At 65.1% G+C, this 24813-nt stretch carries 21 protein-coding genes and 1 pseudogene; 3 read left to right on the top strand and 19 right to left on the bottom strand.

Annotated features, from left to right (window positions below; genetic code table 11):
• The 3 genes from secF to yajC are packed head-to-tail and all read right to left on the bottom strand — an operon-like array spanning nt 1 to nt 3044.
• Entirely contained in the window at nt 1-1035 is a 1035-nt protein-coding gene (secF, locus tag XI02_RS21575) for a protein translocase subunit SecF (RefSeq protein WP_172648021.1), read from the bottom strand.
• A 10-nt stretch (nt 1036-1045) separates the two neighbouring features.
• On the bottom strand, nt 1046-2647 hold the full coding sequence (gene secD / locus XI02_RS21570; protein WP_016846892.1) for a protein translocase subunit SecD: 1602 nt from the start codon (nt 2645-2647) through the stop codon (nt 1046-1048).
• A gap of 40 nt (nt 2648-2687) precedes the next feature.
• Nucleotides 2688-3044 (bottom strand): preprotein translocase subunit YajC, encoded by a 357-nt coding sequence (gene yajC / locus XI02_RS21565; protein WP_026192737.1) that lies wholly within the window; start codon nt 3042-3044, stop codon nt 2688-2690.
• A 190-nt stretch (nt 3045-3234) separates the two neighbouring features.
• Here yajC and XI02_RS21560 point away from each other — a divergent pair, with 190 nt between their 5' ends.
• Complete coding sequence (locus XI02_RS21560) at nt 3235-4218, top strand: ATP-binding protein (RefSeq protein ID WP_172648022.1); 984 nt, start codon at nt 3235-3237, stop codon at nt 4216-4218.
• 99 nt (nt 4219-4317) lie between these two features.
• Here the strand turns inward: XI02_RS21560 and XI02_RS21555 are convergent, their stop codons facing one another.
• Together XI02_RS21555 and XI02_RS21550 are read right to left on the bottom strand one after the other, a co-directional pair.
• The gene (locus tag XI02_RS21555; protein ID WP_026192736.1) at nt 4318-5703 is read right to left on the bottom strand and encodes a LysM peptidoglycan-binding domain-containing M23 family metallopeptidase; all 1386 of its coding nucleotides are present in this window, start codon (nt 5701-5703) and stop codon (nt 4318-4320) included.
• Nucleotides 5704-5813: 110 nt separating this feature from the next.
• Nucleotides 5814-6470: a protein-L-isoaspartate(D-aspartate) O-methyltransferase gene (locus XI02_RS21550; RefSeq protein WP_016846889.1), complete on the bottom strand. Its 657-nt coding sequence runs from the start codon at nt 6468-6470 to the stop codon at nt 5814-5816.
• Between the two features lie 375 nt (nt 6471-6845).
• Between XI02_RS21550 and XI02_RS21545 the strand changes: the two genes are divergently transcribed.
• A complete protein-coding gene (locus XI02_RS21545) occupies nt 6846-7223 on the top strand; it encodes a response regulator (RefSeq protein ID WP_026192734.1) in 378 nt (125 codons plus the stop codon).
• Between the two features lie 119 nt (nt 7224-7342).
• Here XI02_RS21545 and surE read toward each other — a convergent pair whose 3' ends face one another.
• From surE to XI02_RS21485, 12 genes and pseudogenes are all read right to left on the bottom strand, one after another.
• Nucleotides 7343-8110: a 5'/3'-nucleotidase SurE gene (gene surE / locus XI02_RS21540; protein WP_018271530.1), complete on the bottom strand. Its 768-nt coding sequence runs from the start codon at nt 8108-8110 to the stop codon at nt 7343-7345.
• A gap of 79 nt (nt 8111-8189) precedes the next feature.
• The gene (locus XI02_RS21535; RefSeq protein ID WP_194483473.1) at nt 8190-9182 is read right to left on the bottom strand and encodes a hypothetical protein; all 993 of its coding nucleotides are present in this window, start codon (nt 9180-9182) and stop codon (nt 8190-8192) included.
• A 13-nt stretch (nt 9183-9195) separates the two neighbouring features.
• The gene (serS, locus tag XI02_RS21530; protein ID WP_018271528.1) at nt 9196-10527 is read right to left on the bottom strand and encodes a serine--tRNA ligase; all 1332 of its coding nucleotides are present in this window, start codon (nt 10525-10527) and stop codon (nt 9196-9198) included.
• A 201-nt stretch (nt 10528-10728) separates the two neighbouring features.
• Nucleotides 10729-11526, bottom strand: coding sequence for a twin-arginine translocase subunit TatC (tatC, locus tag XI02_RS21525; protein ID WP_018271527.1), 798 nt, complete (start codon nt 11524-11526; stop codon nt 10729-10731).
• A complete protein-coding gene (tatB, locus tag XI02_RS21520) occupies nt 11523-12065 on the bottom strand; it encodes a Sec-independent protein translocase protein TatB (RefSeq protein WP_069278413.1) in 543 nt (180 codons plus the stop codon). Before tatB ends, tatC begins: the two co-directional genes overlap by 4 nt.
• A gap of 160 nt (nt 12066-12225) precedes the next feature.
• Nucleotides 12226-12459: a twin-arginine translocase TatA/TatE family subunit gene (locus XI02_RS21515; RefSeq protein WP_016846882.1), complete on the bottom strand. Its 234-nt coding sequence runs from the start codon at nt 12457-12459 to the stop codon at nt 12226-12228.
• A gap of 162 nt (nt 12460-12621) precedes the next feature.
• A pseudogene (gene scpB, locus XI02_RS21510) lies at nt 12622-13491 on the bottom strand (SMC-Scp complex subunit ScpB); the annotation flags it as partial.
• A gap of 22 nt (nt 13492-13513) precedes the next feature.
• A complete protein-coding gene (locus XI02_RS21505; RefSeq protein WP_016846880.1) occupies nt 13514-14335 on the bottom strand; it encodes a ScpA family protein in 822 nt (273 codons plus the stop codon).
• Nucleotides 14332-15354, bottom strand: a complete 1023-nt coding sequence (nagZ, locus tag XI02_RS21500; RefSeq protein ID WP_172648024.1) for a beta-N-acetylhexosaminidase — start codon at nt 15352-15354, stop codon at nt 14332-14334. Before nagZ ends, XI02_RS21505 begins: the two co-directional genes overlap by 4 nt.
• A 46-nt stretch (nt 15355-15400) precedes the next feature.
• Complete coding sequence (locus XI02_RS21495; RefSeq protein ID WP_172648025.1) at nt 15401-16867, bottom strand: SPOR domain-containing protein; 1467 nt, start codon at nt 16865-16867, stop codon at nt 15401-15403.
• Nucleotides 16868-16985: 118 nt separating this feature from the next.
• Nucleotides 16986-18782, bottom strand: coding sequence for an arginine--tRNA ligase (gene argS, locus XI02_RS21490; RefSeq protein WP_172648026.1), 1797 nt, complete (start codon nt 18780-18782; stop codon nt 16986-16988).
• A 9-nt stretch (nt 18783-18791) separates the two neighbouring features.
• Nucleotides 18792-20000, bottom strand: a complete 1209-nt coding sequence (locus tag XI02_RS21485; protein WP_172648027.1) for a deoxyguanosinetriphosphate triphosphohydrolase — start codon at nt 19998-20000, stop codon at nt 18792-18794.
• 138 nt (nt 20001-20138) lie between these two features.
• Between XI02_RS21485 and erpA the strand changes: the two genes are divergently transcribed.
• Nucleotides 20139-20468 (top strand): iron-sulfur cluster insertion protein ErpA, encoded by a 330-nt coding sequence (gene erpA, locus XI02_RS21480; protein ID WP_069278466.1) that lies wholly within the window; start codon nt 20139-20141, stop codon nt 20466-20468.
• 63 nt (nt 20469-20531) lie between these two features.
• Here the strand turns inward: erpA and XI02_RS21475 are convergent, their stop codons facing one another.
• Nucleotides 20532-23660, bottom strand: coding sequence for an efflux RND transporter permease subunit (locus XI02_RS21475; protein WP_194483472.1), 3129 nt, complete (start codon nt 23658-23660; stop codon nt 20532-20534).
• A 3-nt stretch (nt 23661-23663) separates the two neighbouring features.
• Nucleotides 23664-24797, bottom strand: coding sequence for an efflux RND transporter periplasmic adaptor subunit (locus XI02_RS21470; protein ID WP_172648029.1), 1134 nt, complete (start codon nt 24795-24797; stop codon nt 23664-23666).
• Between the last annotated feature and the right edge of the window lie 16 nt (nt 24798-24813).

Below are 24813 nucleotides of genomic sequence, written 5' to 3'. Positions count from 1 at the left end.
CTACTTCTTGGCTGCCGCCGTGTCCGGCTTCTTGGCCGGCGCGTCCTGCGCCGCGTCTCCACCCCGCGTGGTGTGAACACCGAGATAGATCAGGATCGGCGCCGCGATGAAGATCGAGGTGTAGGTGCCGACCAGCACCACGCCGAACATCATGACCGCGGTGAAGCTGTGGATCGCCTGGCCGCCGAACAGCAGCAGTGCCAGCAGCGCCAGCGTCACGGTGACGTGGGTGATGATCGAGCGCGACAGCGTCGAGTTGATCGATTCGTTCAGCAGCTGCGGCATCGGCATCTTCTTGTAGCGCCGCAGCATCTCGCGGATGCGGTCGTAGATCACGACGGTGTCGTTGAGCGAGTAGCCGAGAATCGTCAGCAGCGCCGCGATGCTGGTGAGGTCGAAATCGACCTGGGTGATCGACATGAAGCCGATCGTGAGCACGATGTCGTGGACGTTGGCGATCATGGCGCCGAGCGCGAACTGCCATTCGAACCGGAACCACAGGTAGATCAGGATGCCCATGATCGCGAACATCAGGCCGATCATGCCGTAGGCCAGCAGTTCGCCGGAGACGCGCGGTCCCACCACCTCGACGCGACGATAGTCGACGGATTCGCCGAGGGCGCCGCGCACTTTCGTCACCGCATCCTGCTGCGCCTTGTCGCCGCCGGGCTGCTCGGCAACGCGGATCAGGACTTCCGCCGGACCGCCGAACTGCTGCAGCTGCACCTCGCCGAGGCCAAGGCCGTTCAAGGTCGTGCGCATCGCGGCGATGTCGGCGGTGCCGGACTTGGCCTGCACCTCCAGCAGCGTGCCGCCCTTGAAGTCGATGCCGAAATTCAGGCCGTGGGTGAAGAACAGCGTGATGGCGAGGATCGAGAGCAGCGCCGAGATCGGGAAGCTGATGCGGCGAAAGCGGGTGAAGTCGAAATGCGTGTCGTCCGGCACGATGCGCAGCGACGGCAGCAGGCCGAGCGCCGCGACCACGGTCAAGACGGCGATCAGGATGCCAAGGCCAATGAGAACGGTATGTGTCACAACAGGCCTCTCAGATCGGCACGGTTTGCGGCCGCTTCCACCGCACCCAGCCGGCGACGATCAGGCGCGTCAGGGTAAAGGCGGTGAACACCGTGGTGATGATGCCGATGCCGAGCGTCACGGCAAAGCCGCGCACCGGTCCGGTGCCGATGTAGAACAGCACGGCGGCGGCAATGAAGGTGGTGATGTTGGAGTCGAGGATGGTCGCCAGCGCCCGCTTGAAGCCGGCGTCGATCGCCGAGATCGCGTTGCGGCCGCCGCGCAATTCCTCGCGGATGCGCTCGTAGATCAGCACGTTGGAATCGACCGCGATGCCGACGGTCAGCACGATTCCGGCGATGCCGGGCAAGGTCAGCGTGGCGTTGAGCAGCGACAGCAGCCCGAAGATCATGGCGACGTTGATCGCCACCGCGATATTGGCGAACACGCCGAACAGCCGATAGGTGATCAGCATGAACACGATGACCAGGATCGAGCCGACATAGGCCGCGAGCTCGCCCTTCTCGATCGAGTCCTGTCCGAGGCCGGGACCGACGGTGCGCTCCTCGATCACGGTCAGTGGTGCCGGCAGCGCGCCGGCACGCATCAGGATCGCCAGATCGTTGGCCGACTGCACGGTGAAGCTGCCGGAGATCTGGCCCTGTCCGCCGGTGATCGGCTCACGGATTACGGGTGCCGAGATCACCTTGTTGTCGAGCACGATCGCAAACGGCTGGCCGACGTTTTCGGCGGTCGCCTGCGCAAATTTGCGCGCGCCCGACGTATTGAACTTGAAGCTGACGATCGCCTCGCCGGTGCGCTGGTCGAATCCGGGCTGGGCATCGGAGAGCTCGCCTCCGGAAACCAGGACCTGCTTCTTGACGACATACGGAACCGGCGGCGGTGACGCGCTCATCAAGAGCTCGGAGTCCGGCGGCAGGCGGCCCTGCTGGGCCTGGTCGGGCGACACCGAGCTGTCGACCATGCGGAATTCCATCTTGGCGGTCTTGCCGAGCAGTTCCTTCAGGCGTGTCGGATCCTGCAGGCCCGGCACCTGGACCAGGATGCGGTCGGTGCCCTGACGCTGGATCACCGGCTCGACCGTGCCGAGCTCGTTGACGCGCCGTTCGACGATCTGGATCGATTGCTCGATGGTCTGCCGGATGCGCTCGGTGATCGCGGCCTGCGGGACCGTCAGGCGGATCAGGCCGCCGCCGGCGTCGGCAACCTCGAGGCTGCGCTGGCCGCTGGAGCCGAGCAGGCCGCCGAGCGGCTGCGACAGCTCGCGGAGCTTCGACAACGCCGTCGCCTGGTCACCTTCCTTGGAGATGCGGACTTCCACCGCGTCGTTGCGTGTGTTGAGGCCGGTGTAGCCGATCTTGGCTTCACGAAGCACCTTGCGGACATCGTCGCGGATCTGGTCGAGCTTCTCCTTCTTCACGTAGTTGGAGTCGACCTCGAGCAGCAGATACGAGCCGCCCTGCAAGTCGAGGCCGAGCACCAGGCGCCGCTGCGCCCAGGCCGGCCAGGTCTTCACCTGCGCTTCGGGGAAGAAATTGGGCACGGCGCACAGGCAGACCACCAGCGCTGTCAGGATAATCCCCAGCGCTCGCCACCGCGTGAAATACAACATCGAATTGACCTGTCAGATTCGGCAAGAGGCTCCGCGGCAATCAGCTCGCGGACGCCTCGTCCTTGGCGTCGCCCTTCGCCGGCTCACCCTTGGTCCGCACGCCCGAGATCATCTGCCGCATCTGACGCACGCGCACGCCGTCCGAAATCTCGAACTCGATCTGGTCGTCGTCGACCACCTTGGTCACCTTGCCGACGAGGCCGCCCGAAGTCACCACGGTGTCGCCGCGTCGGATGTTCTTCACGAGGTCGGCGTGGTCGCGCACCTTCTTCTGCTGCGGGCGCAGAATCAGGAAGTACATGATGACGAAGATCAGCGCGAATGGCAGCAGCGACATCAACATGCTGTTGGTGTCACCAGTCGCTCCGGCCTGGGCAAACGCAGGAGTAATCAGCATTCGGACGATCCTCGGATAAGACGGGAAAGAACCGGCAGCGCCCTCGGATTCGGGGCGGTATGGCGGTCCGGACAAATTCGCGCGGACTATAGCGGCCGCGGTCCCAATTGCAACGTTAACGCACCCTCATTTAGGGCGCTTGCGGGACCGCCGCCAGCCCGATAAGGCTGCGCCGTCAGGAACTGGACAAATGCCGAAAAAAGCCAAGAAAACGACCAGTAAAGCAACCCGCAAAACCACCCCCAAGGCTGTCGCCAAGCGTGCTGAAAACGCCGCGACAAAACGCCCGGTAACGGCGCTCGACGGCGCAGCGGCCGAGCGGATCGCGAACGCCCTGGAGGTCATCGCCAGCCGCCTCGCGGACGCCTCCCCGGCCCTCGATCCGGCCGAGACCTTCGGCGCCGCGGACGCCTTCGTCTGGCATCCGGACGGACGCCTCGCCCCGGTGCCGCGCGTCAGCCGCGTCGAGATCAGCCTGCTCAAGGGCGTCGACCGGATGCGCGATATCCTGATGGAGAACACCGAGCGCTTCGCCAACGGCCTGCCCGCCAACAATGCGCTGCTCTGGGGCGCCCGCGGCATGGGCAAGTCGTCGCTGGTCAAGGCGGTCCATGCCAGCATCAATATCGACCGCAGGCCGGCCGACCGGCTGAAGCTGATCGAGATCCACCGCGAGGACATCGAGAGCCTGCCCGGCCTGATGGAGCTGCTGCGCAGCTCCTCCTTCCGCTTCATCGTGTTCTGCGACGACCTCTCCTTCGACGGCAACGATGCCTCATACAAGTCGCTGAAGGCCGTGCTGGAAGGCGGCATCGAGGGGCGCCCCGACAACGTCATCCTCTATGCGACCTCGAACCGGCGGCATCTCCTGGCGCGCGAGATGATCGAGAACGAACGCTCGACCGCGATCAATCCGGGCGAAGCGGTCGAGGAGAAAGTCTCGCTGTCGGACCGCTTCGGCCTCTGGCTCGGCTTCCACCGCTGCAGCCAGGACGAATACCTCGCGATGGTGAAGGGCTATTGCGACCATTACGGCATCAAGATCGCCGACGGCGAACTCGAGCGCGAGGCGCTCGAATGGTCGACCACCCGCGGCTCGCGCTCGGGCCGCGTCGCCTGGCAGTACACGCAGGAGCTCGCGGGCCGGCTCGGTGTGCGGCTGAGCGGCAATTAATCACCGCGGCAATCGACAAAACAAAACGGGGGAGGCTTGCGCCACCCCCGCTGTCTTTGTTGTGAGACTTGGAAGTCCCTTGAAGTCCCGACGCGTAGCTTATGCGCCGTTGAGGAACTGGAGCGGATCGACCGGCGACGATCCCTTGCGGATCTCGAAATGGAGCTGCGGCGAGCCCGCCTCGCCGGACTGGCCCGACTTGGCAATCACCTGACCGCGCTTGATGGTATCGCCGCGCTTCACCAGGATTTCGCTCGCATGGGCGTAGGCGGTGACGTAGCCGTTGGAATGGCGAACCAGGACGAGATTGCCGTAACCCTTCAGCTCATTGCCCGAATAGGCGACGACGCCGTCTTCGGCCGCTTTCACCGGCGTGCCCTCGGGCACCGCGACGTTGATGCCGTCATTGACCTTGCCGTTGGTCTTCGAGCCGTAGGCGGTGATGACCTTGCCGCGCACCGGCCAGCGGAAGGTCGGCAATGCGCCGGTGGCCTCGCTCGACTTGGTGACGACGGGCGCTTCAGCGGCAGCCGCCGGCTGTTCGACCGTCGCGGTCGGCTGGACCAGCCGCGCGCTCTGCTGCGGCAGCGCGGTTGCAACGACCTTCGGGGCTGCGACCGCCGGTGCCGGAGCCACGGCAGCAACCGGCGCGGCAGCAAGGGGTTGCGCAACGGGCGCAGGTGCCGCCATCGCCGTCTTGGCGCCGGGCACCACGAGCTTCATTCCGAGGCTCAGCCGGGCCGACTGGTCGAGATTGTTGGCGCGGGCAAGCTCGGCCACGGGAATGTGGTGCTGGCGCGCGATGCTGTGCAGCGTGTCGCCGCGATTGACAAAGTGGACGCCGGCAGGCGCGGCTGCCACGGCGACGGGACGCGCCGCAGGTGCGGCCATCGCCGGCGCCGCGGCCGATGCGGTTGGGCGCGGAATGACCAGCTGCTGGCCGGGCGACAGCGCGCGCGGTCCCTTGTAGCCGTTGGCGCGCAGGATCTCGGCGGTCGAGACGTTGTAGCGGCGCGCCAGCACTTCCAGCGTGTCGCTGGTGCCGACGATGATGGTGGTGCCGTTATGCCCGGCAGGGGCTGCTGCGACCGAATGCGGAACGGTGCCGGTGGATTCGATCTGCGGACGCGCGGGCGCCGGCGTGTAGGACGACACCCCGCGCCCTCCTCCGGAGACGCCGGCATTGGCGACCGGGTAGGACTGCGGCGCTGCTGCGACCGGCGGCGGCAACGGCTGTGACTGATATTGCGAATATTGCGGTTGCGTTCGCGGCCGTGCGTATTGCGGCAACTCGCGCGGCGGCGGCGCCTGCTGCACGGTGCCGGTCGGCTGCGGATCAAACGCAAACGGATTTTGCGAGTAGGAGTTTTGCGAGAAGCGCGACGACATATCGGCGCTGCAACCGGCAAAAGCCATGGACATCAGCGTCAGCACCGCAACCTGCGGCACGCGACGCGAGCGAAGCAACTCAACAACCCCAGACATGGTTACTCACTCGTACGCAACAAAAGACTGTTTTGAGTAAACACGTACCGAGTAAATAACCGCTTAACCCTGCGAATAAGGCGTTGGTGCCAAGCAGCAAATCGCCAAATTTACAATTCGCGCGCGATTCCCGGCAGCGCCGGCACAAAGCGGACGTCGACCAATTCCTTGCGGTCGAAGCCGTTCTCGGTCCGCACCACGCGGACGAGGGTCTGGATACCCTGATGCGGCCCGACCGGGGCGATCAGGATGCCGCCGGGTTTGAGCCGCTCCAGCAGCTTCTCCGGTATCTGCTCCATCGCCGCGGTAACGATGATGCGGTCGAAGTCGCCTGCCCCGGCCGGAATGTCGAAGCCGTCCCCTAGCAGCACCTCGATATTGTAATAGCCCAGCTTTTCGAGGCGCTTGCGGGCGCCGTCGGCCAGCGTCCGGTAGCGCTCGATGGTCAGAACCTGCTTACACAACCGGGACAGCACGGCCGCCTGGTATCCCGAGCCGGTGCCGATCTCGAGCACGCGATGGTCCTTCTGCAGCTGCAGCTGCTCGGTCATGTAGGCCACGACGAAAGGCTGGCTGATGGTCTGCCCGCAGGCGATCGCAAGCGCGCTGTCACGATAGGCCTCGTTGCGATCGCGCGGATCGACGAAGACCTCGCGCGGCACCTCCTCCATCGTGCGCAGCACCGCCTGATCGCTCACCCCGCGCCGCCGCAGGGTCAGCTGGAACATCATCTTCTCGGTCGGATCGGGGTTCACGGCCATGTTCATCAGCGTCTCTGGGCAGCAGCGCGGAATCTCGCCCTCTAGATGCCATTGAAATCCGAAATACCGCGTTAAGGAAAAATTTCCCGTCGCGTTTTGTTCCCGGCCAGGAACCGTCGCCCGGTTTCGCATTGGCGCCGGCCCGGTCGCACCACATATAATCGCGACGATGCGCGGGTTAACGTCTGGGTGGTGCAGATCTGGGCTCTGATAGAGCCAACACATCTCGTTGGCCGTTGGGCAAATCTAGCGCAACAAGGTCGGCCAGGGCCAAGCGGCAAACGCTGTGGCGCGCTGGAAAAGGACCAATTCCCAAACGTTTGCATTGCGCGCTGTAATGTTATTTGCGAGCCTAATTCAGGGACGGGCAAGGATTCCATCATGACAGCGATACGGCCGGCGGGCTGTTCAGTTTTCCTCGTAGAGGACGAGGTCATGATCCGGATGATGGTCGCCGATATGCTGGAGGAACTCGGCCATAGCGTCGCGGCCGAGGCCGGCGAAATCGGCGAAGCGGTCAAGCTTGCGCAATCGACCGAATTCGACCTCGCGATCCTCGACGTCAACGTCAATGGCAAGGTGATCACCCCGGTCGCCGAGCTGATCAACGCCCGCAACCGCCCCTTTATCTTCGCGACCGGCTATGGCTCGTCCGGCCTGCCTCCGGAGTATCGCGACCGTCCCGCGCTGCAAAAGCCCTTCCAGCTGGAAACGCTGGCCCAGGTGATCTCCAGCGCGATGAAGGGCGCGCCGGTTTAGTCTAGATCTTCACCGGATTGGAGGTGCGTAGCCCGGATGCAGCGAAGCGCAATCCGGGAATCTTGCGCCCAATGCGAGCAGCCCCGGATTTCGCTTCGCTTCATCCGGGCTACACGAGCTCACTTCAGCGTATCAAGCAGCGTTTCCGAAAATGCTTCATCGGTGCGGTCGAGCCGCAGCGGCGTCACCGAGACGTGGCGCGCCGCAAGCGCGGCGAGATCGGTGCCTTCGGCCGGCGTGTCCATCATCGCCGCGCGCTCGAAGCCGATCCAGAAATACGGATTGCCGCGTCCGTCGTGACGGCGATCGATCTTCAGGAACCCCTGATTGCGCTTGCCCTGCCGCGTGATCCGGATGCCCTTGACGTCATCGGGCATGCAGGACGGGAAGTTGACGTTGATGACGGTGTTCCTGGGGACGCCGGCGCCGATCACCTTGCGGATGATGTCGGGTCCGAATTTCAGCGCAGTGTCCCACAGCGGCGCGTTGCGCGTCTCGATCGAGAATTCCTGCGACAGCGCAAATGACGGAAAGCCCAGAATGGTGCCTTCCAGCGCACCAGCGATGGTGCCGGAATAGACCACGTCCTCGGCGACGTTGCGGCCCTTGTTGACGCCGCTCAGCACGAGATCGGGCAGCTTGTCTCCGAGAATGTGGCGCGCGCCCATGATGACGCAATCGGTCGGCGTGCCGCGCACCGCGAAATGACGCGGGCTGACCTCGCGCAGACGCAGCGGATCGTTGAGCGACAGCGAATGCGAGACGCCGGACTGATCGAGCTCGGGGGCAACGATCCAGACATCGTCGGACAACGCGCGTGCGATCTGCTCGACGACCTGCAGGCCTGGAGCGTGGATGCCGTCATCATTGGTGCAGAGAATTCGCATCCGTCAAAGTGCCTCTTGTTCCGATTCGACGCGGGTTTCTTACGCTGCGGTTTCTTGAGTTGATTGCCGTCTTAACCGGCTAGGGCCGCGGAGGCAAACCTGGCGATGGCCCGTGCCATCGCGCCGACGTCACGCGCCATGGACGGACAAATCGCGCACTGCCGGCAATTTTCCGCTCGAACACCGGCCAGGCCGGCCTGGCCGGCCGCCGAACAACCGCGATCACGGGCGTCGGCCGCGGCGCCTCTGGCATTTTGACCCGTGGGACCTGACGCAGTTCGGCCCCGAGACCCCGGGACGTGACAGTTTCTGACCTTGGAGGCTCGAGCTTGGCGGGTCCAGGCTTTGGCGCTTCAGCCTTGGAAGCTTCAGATTTGGGAGCTTCAGACTTGGGAGCGTCGGACTTAGAAGCTTCAGATTTGAGAGCTTCAACCTTGGGCGGCTCGACCTTCCGAGCTTCCGGTCTGGCCGGCTCAAGCGCAATTGCAACGGTTTGGCGAGGCTCAGACTTGGGGGGCTTCGGAAGCTCCGATGTGGGGAGCTCGGACTTGATGGGATCGGCCGTGATGGGATCAGCCTTGGCGGGTGCGGTCGTGAGAGTTTCGGCCTTTGGAGCTTCAGACCCGCGAGGCTCAGCCCTGGACGGTTTGGGCGGCACCGGAGCGAGTGCCTCGGCAGGTTTTGCGACCGGCGCCGTTGCAGCCGATTTTGATTTCAGCCTGGCCAGCAGCTCCTCGATCGAAGGCACCGATGTCGCGTCAAGCGGCGCGCGCGGCGCGGCCGGCGGCATCGCCCGGACCGGTGGTGGCGGCGAGGCAATCGGTGCCGGTAGTGGCGGCAGATCGGCCGGCGCCATCTGGGCGAACTTGCCGCGCGCGATCTCCAGCGCCTTGTCGAAGTCGGGCCTGTCGATCCAGGCCTTCGATTGCACCTCGGTCACGCGCGCGTCCCACAGGCGCGCCGCCTCGATGTCGTAATAGCCCATCTGCTTCTGATTGATCAGCTGCAGACCGTAGCCCGTGACGGCCCATTGTCGACCAAGCCAGTGGATGTCACGGTGGAGCGGCATCACACTGGCCCTCGCCTCACATGCCGTGCTCGATGACCTTGAGCCCGCCCATATAGGGCTGCAGCACATCGGGCACCGCGATCGAACCATCCTGCTGCTGATAGGTCTCCATGACCGCGATCAAGGCGCGCCCGACCGCGGTGCCGGAGCCGTTCAGCGTATGCACGAAGCGCGGCTTGCCGTCGGGGCCGCGATAGCGCGCGTCCATGCGGCGGGCCTGGAAATCGCCGCACACCGAGCAGCTCGAAATCTCGCGATAGGCGCCGCCGTCGCCCTGCCCCGGCATCCACACCTCGATGTCGTAGGTCTTCTGCGCGGAGAAGCCCATGTCGCCGGCGCACAGCGTCATCACGCGATAATGCAGGTCGAGCTTCTGCAGCACCTGCTCGGCGCAGGACAGCATGCGCTCCAGCTCATCCTTGCTGGCTTCCGGCGTCGTGATCGATACCAGCTCGACCTTTGTGAACTGGTGCTGGCGGATCATGCCGCGCGTGTCGCGTCCCGCCGCGCCGGCCTCGGCGCGGAAGCACGGCGTCAGCGCGGTGAGCCGCATCGGCAGCTCCTTTTCATCCAGGATCGATTCGCGCGCGAGGTTGGTCAGCGAGACTTCGGCGGTCGGGATCAGGCCGAGGCGCTCGCTGCGGAGATCGGCATCCGGTGCCGCGAGCAATTCACCCTTGATCGCCCAGAACTGGTCGTCCTCGAATTTCGGCAACTGGCCGGTGCCGAACATCACGGCGTCGCGCACCAGCAGCGGCGGATTGATCTCGGTATAGCCGTGCTCGCCGGTGTGCAAATCGAGCATGAACTGCCCGATCGCGCGCTCGAGCCGCGCCAGCCCTTTCTTCAGCACGACGAAGCGCGCGCCGGACAGTTTCGCCGCCGCCTCGAAATCCATATCGCCGAGCGCGGTGCCGAGATCGTCATGCAGCTTCGGCGCAAAACCGTAGTCGCGCTTCTTGCCGAACACATGGTGCTGGACATTGCCGTGCTCGTCGGTGCCGTCGGGCACCTCGTCGAGCGGCAGGTTCGGAATCGACGACAGCTCCTTGGTCAGTTCGTCATCGGACGATTTCGCCGCCAGCTCGAGCTCCGGCATCGTGGTCTTCAGCTCGGCGACTTCAGCCATCAACTTGGCCGCACGCGCCTCGTCCTTGGCCTTCTTGGCCTCGCCGATCTCCTTCGAGGCCGCATTGCGCCGCGCCTGGGCCTGCTCGGACGCCAGGATCGCCGCACGCCGTTTCTCGTCGATCGCCAGCAGCGACGGCGACAACGGCCCAAGCCCGCGGCGTTTCAGGCCGGCGTCGAAGGCCGTCGGGTTGTCGCGGATCGCTTTGATGTCGTGCATGGCAGTCGGGGTCCTAACGTCGCTCAGGCAGATAACGTTGTATGTCAACGTTTTGTGGTGTGCCTCAACTAGCACAACTGTCATCGCCCGCGAAGGCGGGCGATCCAGTATTCCAGAGACGTCAGCGTGTCACCGAGAGGCCGCGGCGTACTGGATACCCCGCTTTCGCGGGGTATGACGCTGAGTGTGAGGCAAAATCACCTATTCGGCGGGATTGGTCGCCCCGGACGAGGCGTTCGCGGTCGCAGCCTTCTTTTCCACGATCCGGACCGCGATGATGGCGCCCTCGTAGAGCGCGAGCAGCGGGATCGCGAGCGAGGCCTGGCTCAGCACGTCGGGCGGCGTCAGCACGGCGGCGATGATGAAGGCGATCACGATGAAGTAGCGCCGCTTCTCCTTCAGCATCTTCGAGGTGACGATGCCGATGCGGCCGAGCAGCGTCAGGATCACCGGCAGCTGGAACGCGATGCCGAAGGCGAAGATCAGCGACATCATCAGCGAAAGATATTCGCCGACCTTGGGCAGCAGCTGGATCTGCGCGGTCTCCGCGCCGCCGGCCTGCTGCATGCCGAGCGAGAACCGCACCAGCATCGGCAGCACGACGAAATAGACCAGCGCCGCACCCATCACGAAGAACACCGGGGTGGCGATCAGATACGGCAGGAAGGCGTTGCGCTCGTGCCGGTAGAGACCGGGCGCGACGAACTTGTAGATCTGGGTGGCGACGATCGGAAACGAGATGAAGCCGGCGCCGAACAAGGCGAGCTTCAGCTGGGTGATGAAATATTCCAGCAGCGCGGTGTAGATGAATTTCGAATTCTCCGGCCCCGCGATCCAGACGAACGGCCAGACCAGCACGTTGTAGATCTGCTTGGCGAAGAAGAAGCAGATGATGAAGGCCACACCGAAGCCGAGCAACGCCTTGATCAGCCGCGAACGCAGCTCGATCAGGTGATCCATCAAGGGGGCCTTGCTGGCCTCGATGTCTTCGGCGCTCATGACGCCCTCGCGTCCTTGCGCACATCGGACTGTGCCGGCGTCACGTCCTGCGGCGTCGGCTCGCCCTTCACCTCATTGGTGATCGCGAGCGGCTCGCCGGCGGCCGTGTGCGCCTCGGCCTCGACGAAGGTTTCCGGCGTCGGCTCGGCGGGAGCCGTGGGCGTCACCGGTGCGTCACTTGACGTCACCGGTGCGTCGCTGGGCGTCACCGGTGCGTCGATTGCGGAGGCGACCTGCGCATCGACCGGCTTGTCGATCTGCAGGGCGTCGCTGACGTCCTTCTGCAGCGAGGTCATGATGTTGCCGCTGGTGATGCCGGTCGCGGCCTCCCTGACCTCGTCAAAGCTCTTCTTGAGGTCGGCCATCTCGGCCTCGCGCATGGCTTCCTGGAACTGGCCCTGGAATTCGGAGGCCATCTTGCGGGCCTTGCCCATCCATTGCCCGACCATGCGCAGCACGCCCGGCAGTTCTTTCGGGCCGATGGCGATCAGCGCGACGACCGCGATGACGACCAGTTCACTCCACCCGATATCGAACATGAATTCTTCCGCCTAAGCGCGCCGCCATCGGCCCCATCGCTCCTCACAGGAGCTGGGGCTGCCGGCGCCTTTTCTCAATCGGCGTCCATAGCGCGTCTGTGCGACGGCGTCACCGTTTCGCGCAAGAAAAAACGTCGAAATATGCGTCAGTACAAGCGCGTTAGACGGCCTTGCTGCCGACGTCCTGGCGCGCGGCCGACGTCGCCGCATTGTGATCGATCGACTTGGTGGGCTCGGTCTTCTCGGCGACCTTGTCGTCGTCCTGCATGCCCTTCTTGAAGGCCTTGATGCCCTGGGCGACGTCACCCATCAGATCAGAAATCTTGCCGCGTCCGAACAGCAGCAGGACCACTGCGATCACGACGATCCAGTGCCAAATGCTCAACGAACCCATCCTGCAACCCTCCAGAAATGGCCGGCGGACCGGCCTGAACTTTGCCGGAAGGTAGGCCCGCGGGGTGTCAAAAACAAGGACCTCGGCCGCGGCAAATCGCTGTCGCGGCTACGTAATATTGCTAGGCTTAACCGGGAATATTCAGGCTTACTCGCCCTTGTCCTCGGTGTCGGCCTCATCACCCGCGTGGTCGGCCCGGTCTTCCGGCTCGCCAGCGTCAGGTTCGGCCGCATCCGCGTCAGAGGCAACGTCCGCCTCGACCTCGGCCTCGGCGGTGGTTTCAACCTCCGCAGTCGCTTCGGCTTCAGCCTTCGGTTCCTCGGCTTCCGGCTCGACGGCCGGCGCCAGTAGCAGTTCCAGCGTATCACCCGGCTCGAGCGGTTCCTCGTCCTCCCGCAGCGTCGCGTCATCCGACGGCGACGGAACGGAAAATCCGGTCGGCAGACGCGAGTCGAGCAGACCCGTACCCTTCAGCTCCTCGAGCCCCGGCAGGTCGCCGAGCGCTTCCAGGCTGAACTGCGACAGGAACGCGTCGGTGGTTCCGAAGGTCAGCGGACGGCCCGGCGTCTTGCGGCGGCCGCGCGGACGGATCCAGCCGGTCTCGAGCAGCACGTCGATCGTGCCCTTCGACGTAACCACGCCGCGAATCTCTTCGATTTCGGCGCGGGTCACCGGCTGGTGATAGGCGACGATCGCCAGCACCTCGATCGCGGCACGCGACAGCTTCCGGGTCTCGGTGCTCTCGCGCGTCATCAGCCACGACAGATCGCCGGCGGTGCGGAACGTCCACTTGTTGGCGACACGCACCAGGTTGACGCCGCGCGGCGCGTATTCCGCCTGCAACTGTGCCAGCGCCGCCTTGACGTCGACGCCGTCGGGCATCCGCTTTGCCAGCGTTGCCTGATCGATCGGTTCGGCCGATGCAAACAACAGGGCTTCCAGGAGCCGCAATTCCTCAGGACGCGCCACCGGATCCATAGGAGAAACCTCCTCCTCGGGCTCTTCTCTGCGCACTTCCGCCAAGCTTGCCATGGGCTTGCTCTCCTTCTTCCACTTACTCAACCGACAGGTCCGGCGCCGCCGTTGCGGCTTGCGCTTGACGCTTTCGGAAATAGATCGGCGCGAACGCCTGCTTCTGGTTGATCTCCATCTCGCCCTCGCGAACCAGCTCGAGGGCCGCAGCGAAGCTCGATGCGAACACCGTCGCCTTCTGCGTGGGATCGGCGACGTAATTCATCAGATACTCGTCGAGGCAGCTCCAGTCCTCGGCGATGCCGACCAGCCGCTCCAGCGAGGCGCGTGCTTCCGCAAGCGACCACACGGTACGCTTCTGCAGATGAACCGTGGTCAGAACGCGCGACTGGCGCTGCGTGGCATAGGCCGACAGCAGGTCGTACAGGGTCGCGGTGAACTTCGGATGCTTGATCTCGGCGATCGATTCCGGATTGCCGCGCGGAAAGATATCGCGCTGAAACTGGGGCCGGTTCATCAGCCGGTTCGCCGCCTCGCGGATCGCCTCCAGCCGGCGCAGCCGGTTGGCGAGCGCGGTCGCCATTTCCTCGGCGCTCGGTCCCTCCGCGCTCGGCGGCTCAGGCAGCAGAAGCCGCGACTTTAGGAACGCCAACCACGCCGCCATCACCAGATAGTCGGCCGCAAGCTCGAGGCGAATCTTGCGCGCGGCCTCGATGAACGAAAGATATTGGTCGGCAAGCGCGAGGATCGAGATCTTCGACAGGTCGACCTTCTGCTGCCGCGCCAGCGTCAACAGCAGGTCGAGCGGGCCCTCATAGCCCTCGACGTCGACCACCAGCGCCGGTTCGCCCTCGGCGAGGTCGGCCGGCCGCCCGGTATCAAACGAAAGAATTTCAGCGGTCATGCCGTCCCTACCCGATCCAACAACGCATCCAGTTCAGCCCGTGCCGTCTGCCGGTCGAGCGGCTGAGGCGGCCTGCGCGCGGCGAGCGTCGCCGTGGCGCGCTCAAGCGCCTTGCCGGCCAGTTCCGGCGTTTCGCGTGCGACCTCGCGCATCTCGTCAATATTGCCGTTGCAGTGCAGAACCATGTCGCAACCGGCGGTGACGATGGCGCGGGTCCGTTCGGCAATCGACCCGGCCAGCGCATTCATCGACACGTCATCACTCATCAACAAACCCTGGAACCCGATCAGGCCGCGAATCACCTGTTCGATGATTGTCGCAGAAGTCGTCGCCGGATGGACGGGGTCGAGCGCGCTAAACACAACATGTGCAGTCATGGCCATCGGCAGATCGGCAAGCGGCTGGAACGCGGCAAAATCGGTCCGTTCCAGTTCGGCCCTGGCGGTATCAACCGTCGGAAGCCGGAAATGGCTGTCCGCCGTGGCCCGGCCATGGCCGGGAATATGCTTGAGAACCGGCAGGACCCCGCCCTGTTCCAGCCCGTCCGTGACCGCCCGGGCGATCGCCGCGACCTTGCCGGGTTCAGTTCCATAGGCCCGGTTGCCGATCACCGCATCCGCCCCGGCCACGGGAACGTCGGCCAAAGGCAGGCAATCGACGGTGATTCCAAGGTCGATCAGGTCGGCCGCAATCAGCCGTGAGCTGAGCCGCGCCGCCGCAAGCCCGAGCTTCGGATCGATGTCGTAGAGCGCCCCAAAGCTCGCGCCCGGCGGATAGGCCGGCCAATGCGGCGGGCCAAGCCGCTGCACCCGCCCGCCTTCCTGGTCAATCAGGACCGGAACATCGGTGACGCCGACTGCGGACCGGAGTTCCCCAACAAGAGCCGCCACTTGGGCAGGACTCTCGATGTTGCGCTTGAACAGGATGAAGCCCCATGGCCGCTCGGCGCGAATGAATTCGCGTTCGGCCTCGTTGAGGATCAGCCCGGAGATGCCCGTGATGAATGCGCGGTTCGTCATTCGGCCGATTAGGCCGTATGCAGCTCACGGGTCAAGGAAACCGCCTTTAATTTCTTTGGATGAGGCACTGCGGCCCACCCGCCGACATCAGGCTCTTGCACACTTGGCTCGCCTCTTCCGACGACGCGAACGGGCCCGCGAAGGCGCGGTAGTAAACGCCCTTCTCGCCGAGATCGACGCGTTTCACCACCAAGGGCTGCGAACCGAGCACGCTGCGATACTTGCCCTGCAGCGTCCGGTACGACGCCTGCGCGTCCGCCTCGTTCTTCTGCGAGGACACCTGGACCAGATATCCGCCGCCACCAACCGGAGCCGCCGAGGTTGACGCCACCCGGGTCGGAGGCGCGGCCGGAGCCGCCTCAGCCTGGCCGGGAACCAGCGACATTGGCGAGTTGACGCTGGCATTGGCCGCAGCCGGGTTGCCGCGCGACACCGGAGGCTTCGCCGCCGCCGGAGGTTTCGCCGGCACAGTCGCGGTGGCCTGCGTGCCATCGGGTGTATCGCCCTTGACCGAGAGGGTGCGGACCTTGCGCGGCTCGTTGTTCGGCAACGTGCCGTTCGCGGTGACCGGCGCTGGCGCCGGCTGCGCCGTCTGCACGCTGGCCGCCGGCGGCGGATTCGCATTGGCGTTCAGCGGCGGAAACACGACGCGCGGTCCGGCGGTCTTCGAATTGACGTCGACCGGCGTCTCTTCGCGCGACACGATCTTCTCGGTGCCGTCGCCCGTCGCCATGCGGTCCGGCGTCTTGGCCGGCGCGTCGACCTGGGCCGGGATTACCTTGGTCGGCGTGTTGTCGGCCTTGATGATCGGCGGCTCACCGCTGCGGGGCGAACCGACATAGGTCCGGTAGGCATACGCGCCACCGACGCCGAACACGCCAAGCGCCAGCACCGCGGCGACCGTCATCAGGCCGCTGCGCCGCCGACGGGGCTCGGGTTCGTCCTCGTAGGCCTCCTCATAGGCATAGGGATCGTCCGGATAGGCGGGATCGCGCTGCAGGTCCTGCTCGCCGGCTTCCAGCTGGCCGTAGAGCGCGTCGTCATAGCGCGACGGATCCTGACTCTGACCGCCACCCTGATAGTGCGGCTCCTCGTCAAACGCCTCCGGCTGTCGAGGGGCCTCGACCGGACGATATTGCGCCACAGGCGCAGGCGCGGGCTGCGCCTGTTGGGCCGCATAGCGGTGCAACGGATGCACCGGCTTCGGCTGGTAGTCCTGCTCGGGCTCTTCGTCTTCGGTGTGCTGCACGGGAGGCGGAGCGACGGCCTCCTGCCGCGCGCGCTGCATCCAGGTCGGCGGGCCCGCGGGCGGCGCATCCTCGTCCGCGGCCTGCGGCTCGTATTGTTGCGGCCGCGCGTTGGCGCGCGACTGCAGCGGCCGCGGCGGCGGCTTGTTGGCGGAGCCGAAGGGATCCGTCTGGCCGATCAGCCGTGCCAGTTCGGCAAGCGGATCGCTGTCGGCCTTGGAAGCCGTGTCGGCGGGAAAATGTCGGTCCTGATATCGATCAGCCATTGTGATGATGCATCCCCTTCGGGACAGCGCCAAGATCGCCGGCACAGCCGGTCCGTACGAGTTGGCCTCTGCCAGATGCCCTCACAAATCCCCACTCGTGAGGGCCTAATGCCCCTGCCTACCGCATCTCGGTCGGAGCGTGGACGCCTAGAACAGCTAAGCCCGATGCCAGAACCGAGACGACGCCCTGAACCATTGCCAGTCGCGCCCTCGTGATCTCTGCATCATTATTGATAATGAAGCGTAAATAGGGCAAATCGCGCCCCTTGGTCCACAGCGCATGAAATTCACTGGCCAAATCATAGAGATAAAAAGCGATTCGGTGCGGCTCATGTGCCACCGCCGCAGCCTCGATCATCCGCGGATAAAGCGCAAGCCGCTTGAGCAGATCGAGCTCGGCCGGGTCGGTCAGCCGCTCGACCGTAGCATTACGGAGATAGGCCAGCCGGGCCTCATCGGTCTCGGGCAGATCGGGAACCGCTTCCTCCCGCGCGTTGCGGAAGATCGAATGGCCGCGGGCGTGGCCGTACTGGACGTAGAAGACCGCGTTGTCCTTTGACTGCTCGATCACCTTGGCGAGGTCGAAATCGAGCACCGCGTCGTTCTTGCGGAACAGCATCATGAATCGGACAGCGTCGGAGCCGACCTCGTCGACCACCTCGCGCAGCGTGACGAATTCGCCCGACCGCTTCGACATCTTTACCGGCTCGCCGTCGCGCAGCAGCTTCACGAGTTGCACGATCTTGACGTCGAGGACAGCCTTACCCGCGGTCACAGCCTTCACGGCGGCCTGCATGCGCTTGATGTAGCCGCCGTGATCGGCACCGAACACGTCGATCAGATTGGTGAAGCCACGCTCGAACTTGTAGCGGTGGTTGGCGATGTCGGAGGCGAAGTAGGTGTAGGAGCCGTCCGACTTGATCAGCGGACGATCGACGTCGTCGCCATAAGCGGTGGCGCGGAACAGCGACTGCTCGCGGTCCTCGTAGTCCTCGACCGGCTTGCCCTTCGGCGGCGGCAAACGGCCCTCGTAGATGTCGCCCTTGGCGCGGAGGAAATCGATGGTCTCGGCGACTTTGTTGTTGCCCGACGTGATCAGCGAGCGCTCGGAGAAGAACACATCGTGATGGATATTGAGCGCGGCGAGATCGCCCTTGATCATCTCCATCATCATGGCGATCGCCTTGTCGCGCACGATCGGCAGCCACGCGGCTTCGCTCATGTCGAGCAGCTTCTCGCCATATTCCCTGGCGAGCGCCTCGCCGACCGGCACGAGGTAGTCGCCGGGATAGAGCCCTTCCGGGATCGCACCGATGTCCTGGCCGAGCGCCTCGCGGTAGCGCAGGAACGCCGAACGCGCGAGCACGTCGACCTGGGCGCCGGCGTCGTTGATGTAATATTCGCGGCAGACGTCGAAGCCCGCGAATTGCAGCAGGCTGCACAGCGCGTCGCCGAACACGGCGCCGCGGCAATGGCCGACATGCATCGGCCCGGTCGGGTTGGCCGAGACGTATTCGACATTGACCTTCTCGGCCTTGCCGATGTCGCTGCGCCCGTAAGCCGAGCCGGCGGCCAGCACGGCGCGTAGCGCGTCCGCCCAGACCTGCGGCTTCAAGGTCAGGTTGATGAAGCCGGGCCCGGCGACATCGACGGAGGCCACCAGCGCATCGGCGCGCAGCCGCTCGGCGATCTTGTCGGCAAGCTCGCGCGGCTTCGCCTTGGCGTCCTTGGCGAGCACCATCGCGGCATTGGTCGCCATGTCGCCATGGTTGGCGTCGCGCGGCGGCTCCACCACGACGCGGGACAGATCGATGCCGGCGGGCCAATTGTCCTCGGCTGCGAGCGCGGCACAGATCGCGTGCACGCGCGTCAGCATATCGGCAAAAAGGTGTGGTGAAGCAGTCGTGTCGGCCATGGCAGGGCGCTAACGCAAATCCGGGGTCGAGTCAAAAAGCCTTTGGTGCTCGATCAGGGCGAAACGGTCGGTCATCCCGGCAATGAAATTGCCGATCCGCCTGTTCCGAGCGCTCCCGGTCTCCTGCACGCTCCCCTCGATCCATTCCGCCGGCAGGTCTTCAGGCGACTGCTGGTAGCGCTCGAACAGATTGCGGACGACCTCCTCCGCCTCCCCCATCACCAGCATCACCCGCTTGTGGCGATACATCCGCCGGAACAGGAACGCCTTGATCGCCGCTTCCTGCTCCGCCACCTCGGAGGGAAACGCAATCAGAGGGGCATTGTGGTGGCGCACGTCGTGGGCCGATTGCGGCTGCGCGTCCGCGAGGCGCCGGCTCGCTTCGTTGAAGACCGCGCTGATGAAGTGTGAGATCAGCTCACGCACCAGTTCGGCGCCGCGCCGGACCTCATCGAGCCCGGGATAGTGGCGGTCGATCTCGGCGATGATGTCGGCGGTCAGCGGCATCTCCTTGAGATCGTCGACCGCGAAAAGACCGGCACGCAGGCCGTCATCGATATCGTGCGCGTCATAGGCGATGTCGTCGGCGAAGGCCGCGATCTGCGCCTCGAGCGAGGCATAGCTCCAGAGCTCGAGGTCGTAGCCCTTGTTGTAGTCGGCAATTCCGATCGGGACTCCACTCTCCAGGTAGCGGCCGGCGGGCGCGCCATTGCGCTCGGTCAGGGGGCCGTTGTGCTTGACGATCCCCTCGAGCGATTCCCAGGTCAGGTTCAGCCCGCCGAATTCGGGGTAGCGATGCTCCAGCGAGGTGACGACCCGCAGCGCCTGCGCATTATGGTCGAAGCCGCCGTCATCCCTGAGGCATTCGTCGAGCGCCCGCTCGCCGGCATGCCCGAACGGCGGATGGCCAAGGTCATGCGCCAGCGCCAGCGTCTCGGTCAGGTCCTCGTCGACCCCGAGCTGGCGGGCCAGCGCCCGGGCGATCTGTGCGACCTCCAGCGAATGGGTCAGCCGGGTCCGGTAGTGATCGCCCTCGTGGAAGACGAAGACCTGGGTCTTGTGCTTGAGGCGGCGGAACGCGGTGGAATGGATCACCCGGTCGCAGTCGCGCCGGAATGGGCTCCGGGTCCGGCTCGGCGGCTCCGCGACCAGCCGGCCGCGGCTGCAATCGGGGTCGCAGGCATAAGGCGCGCGGGGGGCAGCCATTCCGACCGACACTGTATTTTAGTCCTTATCCATTTGATTCCATGGTCCGACGCACTTAACTATGACTGAGGCGGCCGACCAAATGAATTGGGGATGACGCCGGGCCTGATCCCGATCAGATCATGCTCAAATAGGGTTTCGGAGACCGACATGACTGCTGCCATCACCGTCAGCGAACGGGCCGCCCGCCGTATCGGGCAGATCCTCAGCAAGGAAGGCGAAGGCGCCAAGCTGCGCATTTCGGTCGAGGGCGGCGGCTGCTCCGGTTTCCAGTACAAGTTCGACGTCGAGCGCACCCAGGCCGATGACGACCTCGTGATCGAGCGCGACAGCGCGGTGGTGCTGATCGATCCGGCCTCGGTGCCGTTCCTCACGGGCTCGGAAGTCGACTTCGTCGACGACCTGATCGGCGCCTCGTTCCGCGTCGTCAATCCGAACGCCACCGCCTCCTGCGGCTGCGGCACCAGCTTCTCGATCTAACGCCTCGCGATCCCGAGCGGTTTCTCCCGGCGAGCCGGTTTCCGGCTCGCGCCGAACGCTCGGCTATTCCGCCGCGACCACCTGCGGCCGCTCGACGTCGCCGCCCGCCTCCCCCTCTGGGTCGAGCTTGCGCCGCAGCCTGCGGTCGATGCGGTCGAGATAGATGTAGATGACGGGCGTGATGAACAGCGTCAGCAATTGCGAGACGCAGAGGCCGCCGACCACGGCGACGCCGAGCGGCTGACGCAGTTCGGCGCCGGCGCCCGCGCCGAGCGCAATCGGCAGCGTGCCGAAGATCGCCGCGAACGTCGTCATCATGATCGGACGGAAGCGCAGCAGTGCCGCCTCGCGGATCGCGTGCTCGGCGCTGAGGCCGACCCGGCGTCGCTCCAGCGCGAAGTCGACCATCATGATCGCGTTCTTCTTGACGATGCCGACCAGCATCACGATGCCGATCATCGCGATGACCGACAGCTCCATGCCGAACATCATCAGCGTGAGGATCGCCCCGATACCGGCCGAAGGCAGGCCGGAAATGATCGTGATCGGGTGGATGAAGCTCTCGTAGAGAATGCCGAGGATCACGAAGGCCGCGAACACCGCGGCGAGGATCAGCACGCCCTGCCCGCGCAGCGAATCCTGGAACACCTGCGCGGTGCCGGAGAAGCCGGTCACAATCGTCGGCGGCAGGTTCGCGGTCTGCTCGAGTTCGGTGATCTTGTCGACCGCGTAGCCGAGTGAGGTGCCCGGCGCGAGGTTGAAGGAGATCGTTACCGCCGGCTGCTGGCCCTGGTGGTTGATCTGCAACGGCCCGACCGTCGGCACCAGCCTCGCCACCGCATCCAGCGGAATGGTCTGGTTGTTCGCGGTCTTCATGTAGAGCTTCGAGAGGTCGGACGGATCGACGCGGAACTGCGGCTGCACCTCGAGGATGATCTGGTAGTCGTTCGACGGCATGTAGATGGTGCCGACCTGCCGCGCGCCGTAGGCGTTGTAGAGCTGGTTGCGGACCTGATCGACGGTGACGCCGTAGACCGCCGCCTTCTCGCGATCGATGTCGACCGTCATCTGCGGGTTCTTGATGTAGAGGTCTGTCGTGACATCGAGCAGGCCCGGGATCTTCTCGATCTTGTCGCGCATCTCGGGCGCCACCCGGTACAGCGCCTCGGTGTCGCCGCTCTGCATCACATACTGATACTGACTCTTGGAGATACGGCCGCCGATGCTGAGGTTCTGGACGCTCTGGAAGAATGCCTGCATGCCCGGGATCTCGCGCGCCTTCTGGCGCAGCCGCCCGATCACGACGGTGGCGTTGTCACGGGTCTTCTGCGGCTTCAGCGCGATGAACAGCCGGCCGTAATTGGTGGTTGGATTGGGACCGCCGGAGCCGACCGTCGAATTGATATAGTCGACCGCCGGATCGGTCCGCATCACCTCGACCAGCGCCTGCTGGCGCACCTTCATCGCCTCGAACGAGGTGTCGGTCGCCGCTTCCGTCACGCCGATCAGAAAGCCGGTGTCCTCCTGCGGGAAGAAGCCTTTCGGCACGATCATGTAGAGATAGATGGTGCCGCCGAGCGTCGCCAGCGTCACCGCCAGCATCAGGGCCTTCTTGGCCAGCACCCAGTCGAGCGCCCATTCATAGGCGCGCAGCCAGGCCTCGAACATCGCCTCGAACGCCCGCAGCACGACGTTCGGCCGCTTGCTCGCGTCATGCGCGCGCAGCACGCGGGCGCACAGCATCGGCGTCAGGGTCAGCGACACGAAGCCGGAGACGATGATGGCGACCGAAATCGTGACCGCAAATTCGCGGAACACGCGGCCGACGATGCCGCCCATCAGCAGCACCGGGATGAACACGGCGATCAGCGAGAAGGTGATCGAGATAATGGTGAAGCCGATCTCGCGGGCGCCCTTCAGTGCCGCCTCGAACGGCTTCATGCCGTGCTCGATATGGCGGACGATGTTCTCCAGCATGACGATGGCGTCGTCGACCACGAAGCCGACCGAGAGCGTCAGCGCCAGCAGCGTCATGTTGTTGATGGAGTAGTCCAGCGCGTACATCGCCGCGCAGGTGCCGAACAGCGAGATCGGCACCGCGAGCGCCGGAATGAAGGTGGCAGAGGCCGAGCGCAGGAACAGGAAGATCACGAGGATGACGAGGCCGATCGCGATCAGCAGGGTCTCCTCGACGTCGCTGACCGCCTGCCGGATCGAGACCGAACGGTCCATCATGACCTGCATGGTCACCGAGGGCGGAATGGCGGCGCGCAGCGACGGCAGCTTGGCCAGCACCGCGTCGACCACCGCCACGGTGTTGGCGTCGGGCTGCTTCTGGATCGCGAGCACGATCGCCCGCTCGTCGTTCATCCAGGTCGCGATCTTGTCGTTCTCGACGCTGTCATAGACCTTGGCGATCTCGTCGAGCCGGACCGGCGAGCCGTTGCGCCAGGCGACATAGATCTGGCGGTAGTCGGCCGCCTTGTCCATCTGGCCGGAGGCCTGCAGCGCGACGTCCTGCTTGGGGCCGTTCAAGGTACCGACCGGGGTCGAGGAATTGGCGCGCGACACCGCGGCGCGGATATCCTCCATCGAGACGCCGCGCGCGGCCGCGGCCTCCGGATCGGCCTGGACGCGGATGGCAAATTTCTGCGCTCCGTAGATCAGCACCTGGGCGACGCCCGGCAGCTGCGATAGCGCCTGCCCGATCGTGATGTCGCCGTATTCGTTGACGCTCGACAGCGGCAGCGTCGCCGATCCCAGCGAGACGAACAGCACCGGGAAGTCCGCCGGGTTCACCTTCCGAAAGCTCGGCGGGATCGTCATCTCGATCGGCAGCCGGCGCTGCGCGATCGTCAACGCGGTCTGCACGTCGAGCGCGGCAGCATCGATGTTGCGGTTGAGGTCGAACTGGATGGTGATGACGCTCGTGCCCTGCGAGGAGTTCGAGGACATCGAGGAGATGCCGGCAATGGTCGAGAGCTGACGCTCGATGATGCCGGCGACCGAGGCCGCCATGGTGTCGGCACTGGCGCCGGGCAAGGTCGCGGTCACCGCGATGGTCGGGAAGTCCACCTTGGGCAGCGCCGAGACCGGCAGCAGGCGGAAGCCGAACACCCCGAATGCGATGATCGACGCCGTGATCAGCGTCGTCATGACCGGGCGGCGGATGCAGAGCTCGGAGAGCGTCATCGGTCAGGCTCCGGCCTTGCGCGCCCGCAGTTCGACCCGCGATCCCTCGGACAGCAGCAGCTGGCCGTCGACAACGACGCTTTCATCGCCCGCCAATCCGTCTGAGATCACCGAGCTGCCCTGGAAGGTGCGATCGACCTTGACCGGCCGGACCTTGGCGACGCCGTCCTTGACGACGAAGACGAAATTGCCGTTCTGGCTGCGCTGCACCGCGACCGTCGGTACCACGACCGCGTCTTCGCTGCGGATGATCAGCTTGGTCTGCACGATGGTACCGGGCCAGAGCGTCTCGCTCTCGTTGTTCATGATGCCGCGCACGGTCACCATGCCGGTGGTCGCGTCGACGGCGTTCTCGACCATCGCGACCTTGCCGCGCTCGGAGCGCTGGTGGCCGGGAATGGTCGCGATCACCTTTGAATCGCCTTTCCCCATGGCGTCGCGCAGATCGACCAGCGCCCGCTGCGGGATCGCGAAGGTGACATAGACCGGCGCCATCTGGTTGATGACCGCGAGCGGCTGGGTGTCGGCGGGGCGGACGAAGTTGCCGACCTTGACGTTGGCAGCGCTGATCCGTCCCGCGAATGGTGCGCGGATGACGGTGTAGCTCTTCTGGACGCGGAGATTTTCCAGCGCGAACCGGTCGGCCTTGATGGTGCCGATCAGGACGTCGGACTGGGTCTTGGCGTTGTCGAGGTTGACCTGGGTGGTTGCGCCCTTGCCGACCAGTTCGGTGTAGCGGCGGAGGTCGCGCTGCGCGCCCTCGAGCTGGGCCTGGTCGCGCGCCAGGACGCCCTCGGCCTGCTCGATCTGCGCGTCGATCTGCCGCGCGTCGAGCGTGAACAGGAGATCGCCTTCATTGACCTTGGCGCCGTCCTCGAAATGCACCGAGACGATTGTGGTCTCCAGCCGCGACTTCAGCGCCACGCTGGAGATCGGCGTGACCTGTCCAATGGCATCGACATCGACCGGAACCGATTTGCGTTCCGCCTTGGCGAGATCCACGGACACCACGCGTGGCCGCGGGGTCCCTTGCGCGGTGGCGGCGCCGCCACCCATCCATGAAGTGCGGGTCATGTAAGCCGCCCCGGCCGCAATGCCGAGAACAGCGACAGTCAGAACCAAATTGCGTTTTTTCATAAGTTTTGCACGTGCG

Origin of the sequence: Bradyrhizobium sp. CCBAU 21365 (assembly GCF_015291305.1) — a bacterium.
GTDB lineage: Bacteria > Pseudomonadota > Alphaproteobacteria > Rhizobiales > Xanthobacteraceae > Bradyrhizobium > Bradyrhizobium elkanii.
This window is presented reverse-complemented; position numbering and strand designations above follow the sequence as displayed.

Excerpts from the sequence above, each read along its gene's own strand:
- secD (WP_016846892.1), bottom strand. The coding sequence starts at position 2,647 with ATGTTGTATTTCACGCGGTGGCGAGCGCTGGGGATTATCCTGACAGCG.
- yajC (WP_026192737.1), bottom strand. The coding sequence starts at position 3,044 with ATGCTGATTACTCCTGCGTTTGCCCAGGCCGGAGCGACTGGTGACACC.
- XI02_RS21560 (WP_172648022.1), top strand. The coding sequence starts at position 3,235 with ATGCCGAAAAAAGCCAAGAAAACGACCAGTAAAGCAACCCGCAAAACC.
- XI02_RS21555 (WP_026192736.1), bottom strand. The coding sequence starts at position 5,703 with ATGTCTGGGGTTGTTGAGTTGCTTCGCTCGCGTCGCGTGCCGCAGGTT.
- XI02_RS21550 (WP_016846889.1), bottom strand. The coding sequence starts at position 6,470 with ATGAACATGGCCGTGAACCCCGATCCGACCGAGAAGATGATGTTCCAG.
- XI02_RS21545 (WP_026192734.1), top strand. The coding sequence starts at position 6,846 with ATGACAGCGATACGGCCGGCGGGCTGTTCAGTTTTCCTCGTAGAGGAC.
- surE (WP_018271530.1), bottom strand. The coding sequence starts at position 8,110 with ATGCGAATTCTCTGCACCAATGATGACGGCATCCACGCTCCAGGCCTG.
- serS (WP_018271528.1), bottom strand. The coding sequence starts at position 10,527 with ATGCACGACATCAAAGCGATCCGCGACAACCCGACGGCCTTCGACGCC.
- tatC (WP_018271527.1), bottom strand. The coding sequence starts at position 11,526 with ATGAGCGCCGAAGACATCGAGGCCAGCAAGGCCCCCTTGATGGATCAC.
- tatB (WP_069278413.1), bottom strand. The coding sequence starts at position 12,065 with ATGTTCGATATCGGGTGGAGTGAACTGGTCGTCATCGCGGTCGTCGCG.
- XI02_RS21515 (WP_016846882.1), bottom strand. The coding sequence starts at position 12,459 with ATGGGTTCGTTGAGCATTTGGCACTGGATCGTCGTGATCGCAGTGGTC.
- XI02_RS21505 (WP_016846880.1), bottom strand. The coding sequence starts at position 14,335 with ATGACCGCTGAAATTCTTTCGTTTGATACCGGGCGGCCGGCCGACCTC.
- nagZ (WP_172648024.1), bottom strand. The coding sequence starts at position 15,354 with ATGACGAACCGCGCATTCATCACGGGCATCTCCGGGCTGATCCTCAAC.
- XI02_RS21495 (WP_172648025.1), bottom strand. The coding sequence starts at position 16,867 with ATGGCTGATCGATATCAGGACCGACATTTTCCCGCCGACACGGCTTCC.
- argS (WP_172648026.1), bottom strand. The coding sequence starts at position 18,782 with ATGGCCGACACGACTGCTTCACCACACCTTTTTGCCGATATGCTGACG.
- erpA (WP_069278466.1), top strand. The coding sequence starts at position 20,139 with ATGACTGCTGCCATCACCGTCAGCGAACGGGCCGCCCGCCGTATCGGG.
- XI02_RS21475 (WP_194483472.1), bottom strand. The coding sequence starts at position 23,660 with ATGACGCTCTCCGAGCTCTGCATCCGCCGCCCGGTCATGACGACGCTG.
- XI02_RS21470 (WP_172648029.1), bottom strand. The coding sequence starts at position 24,797 with ATGAAAAAACGCAATTTGGTTCTGACTGTCGCTGTTCTCGGCATTGCG.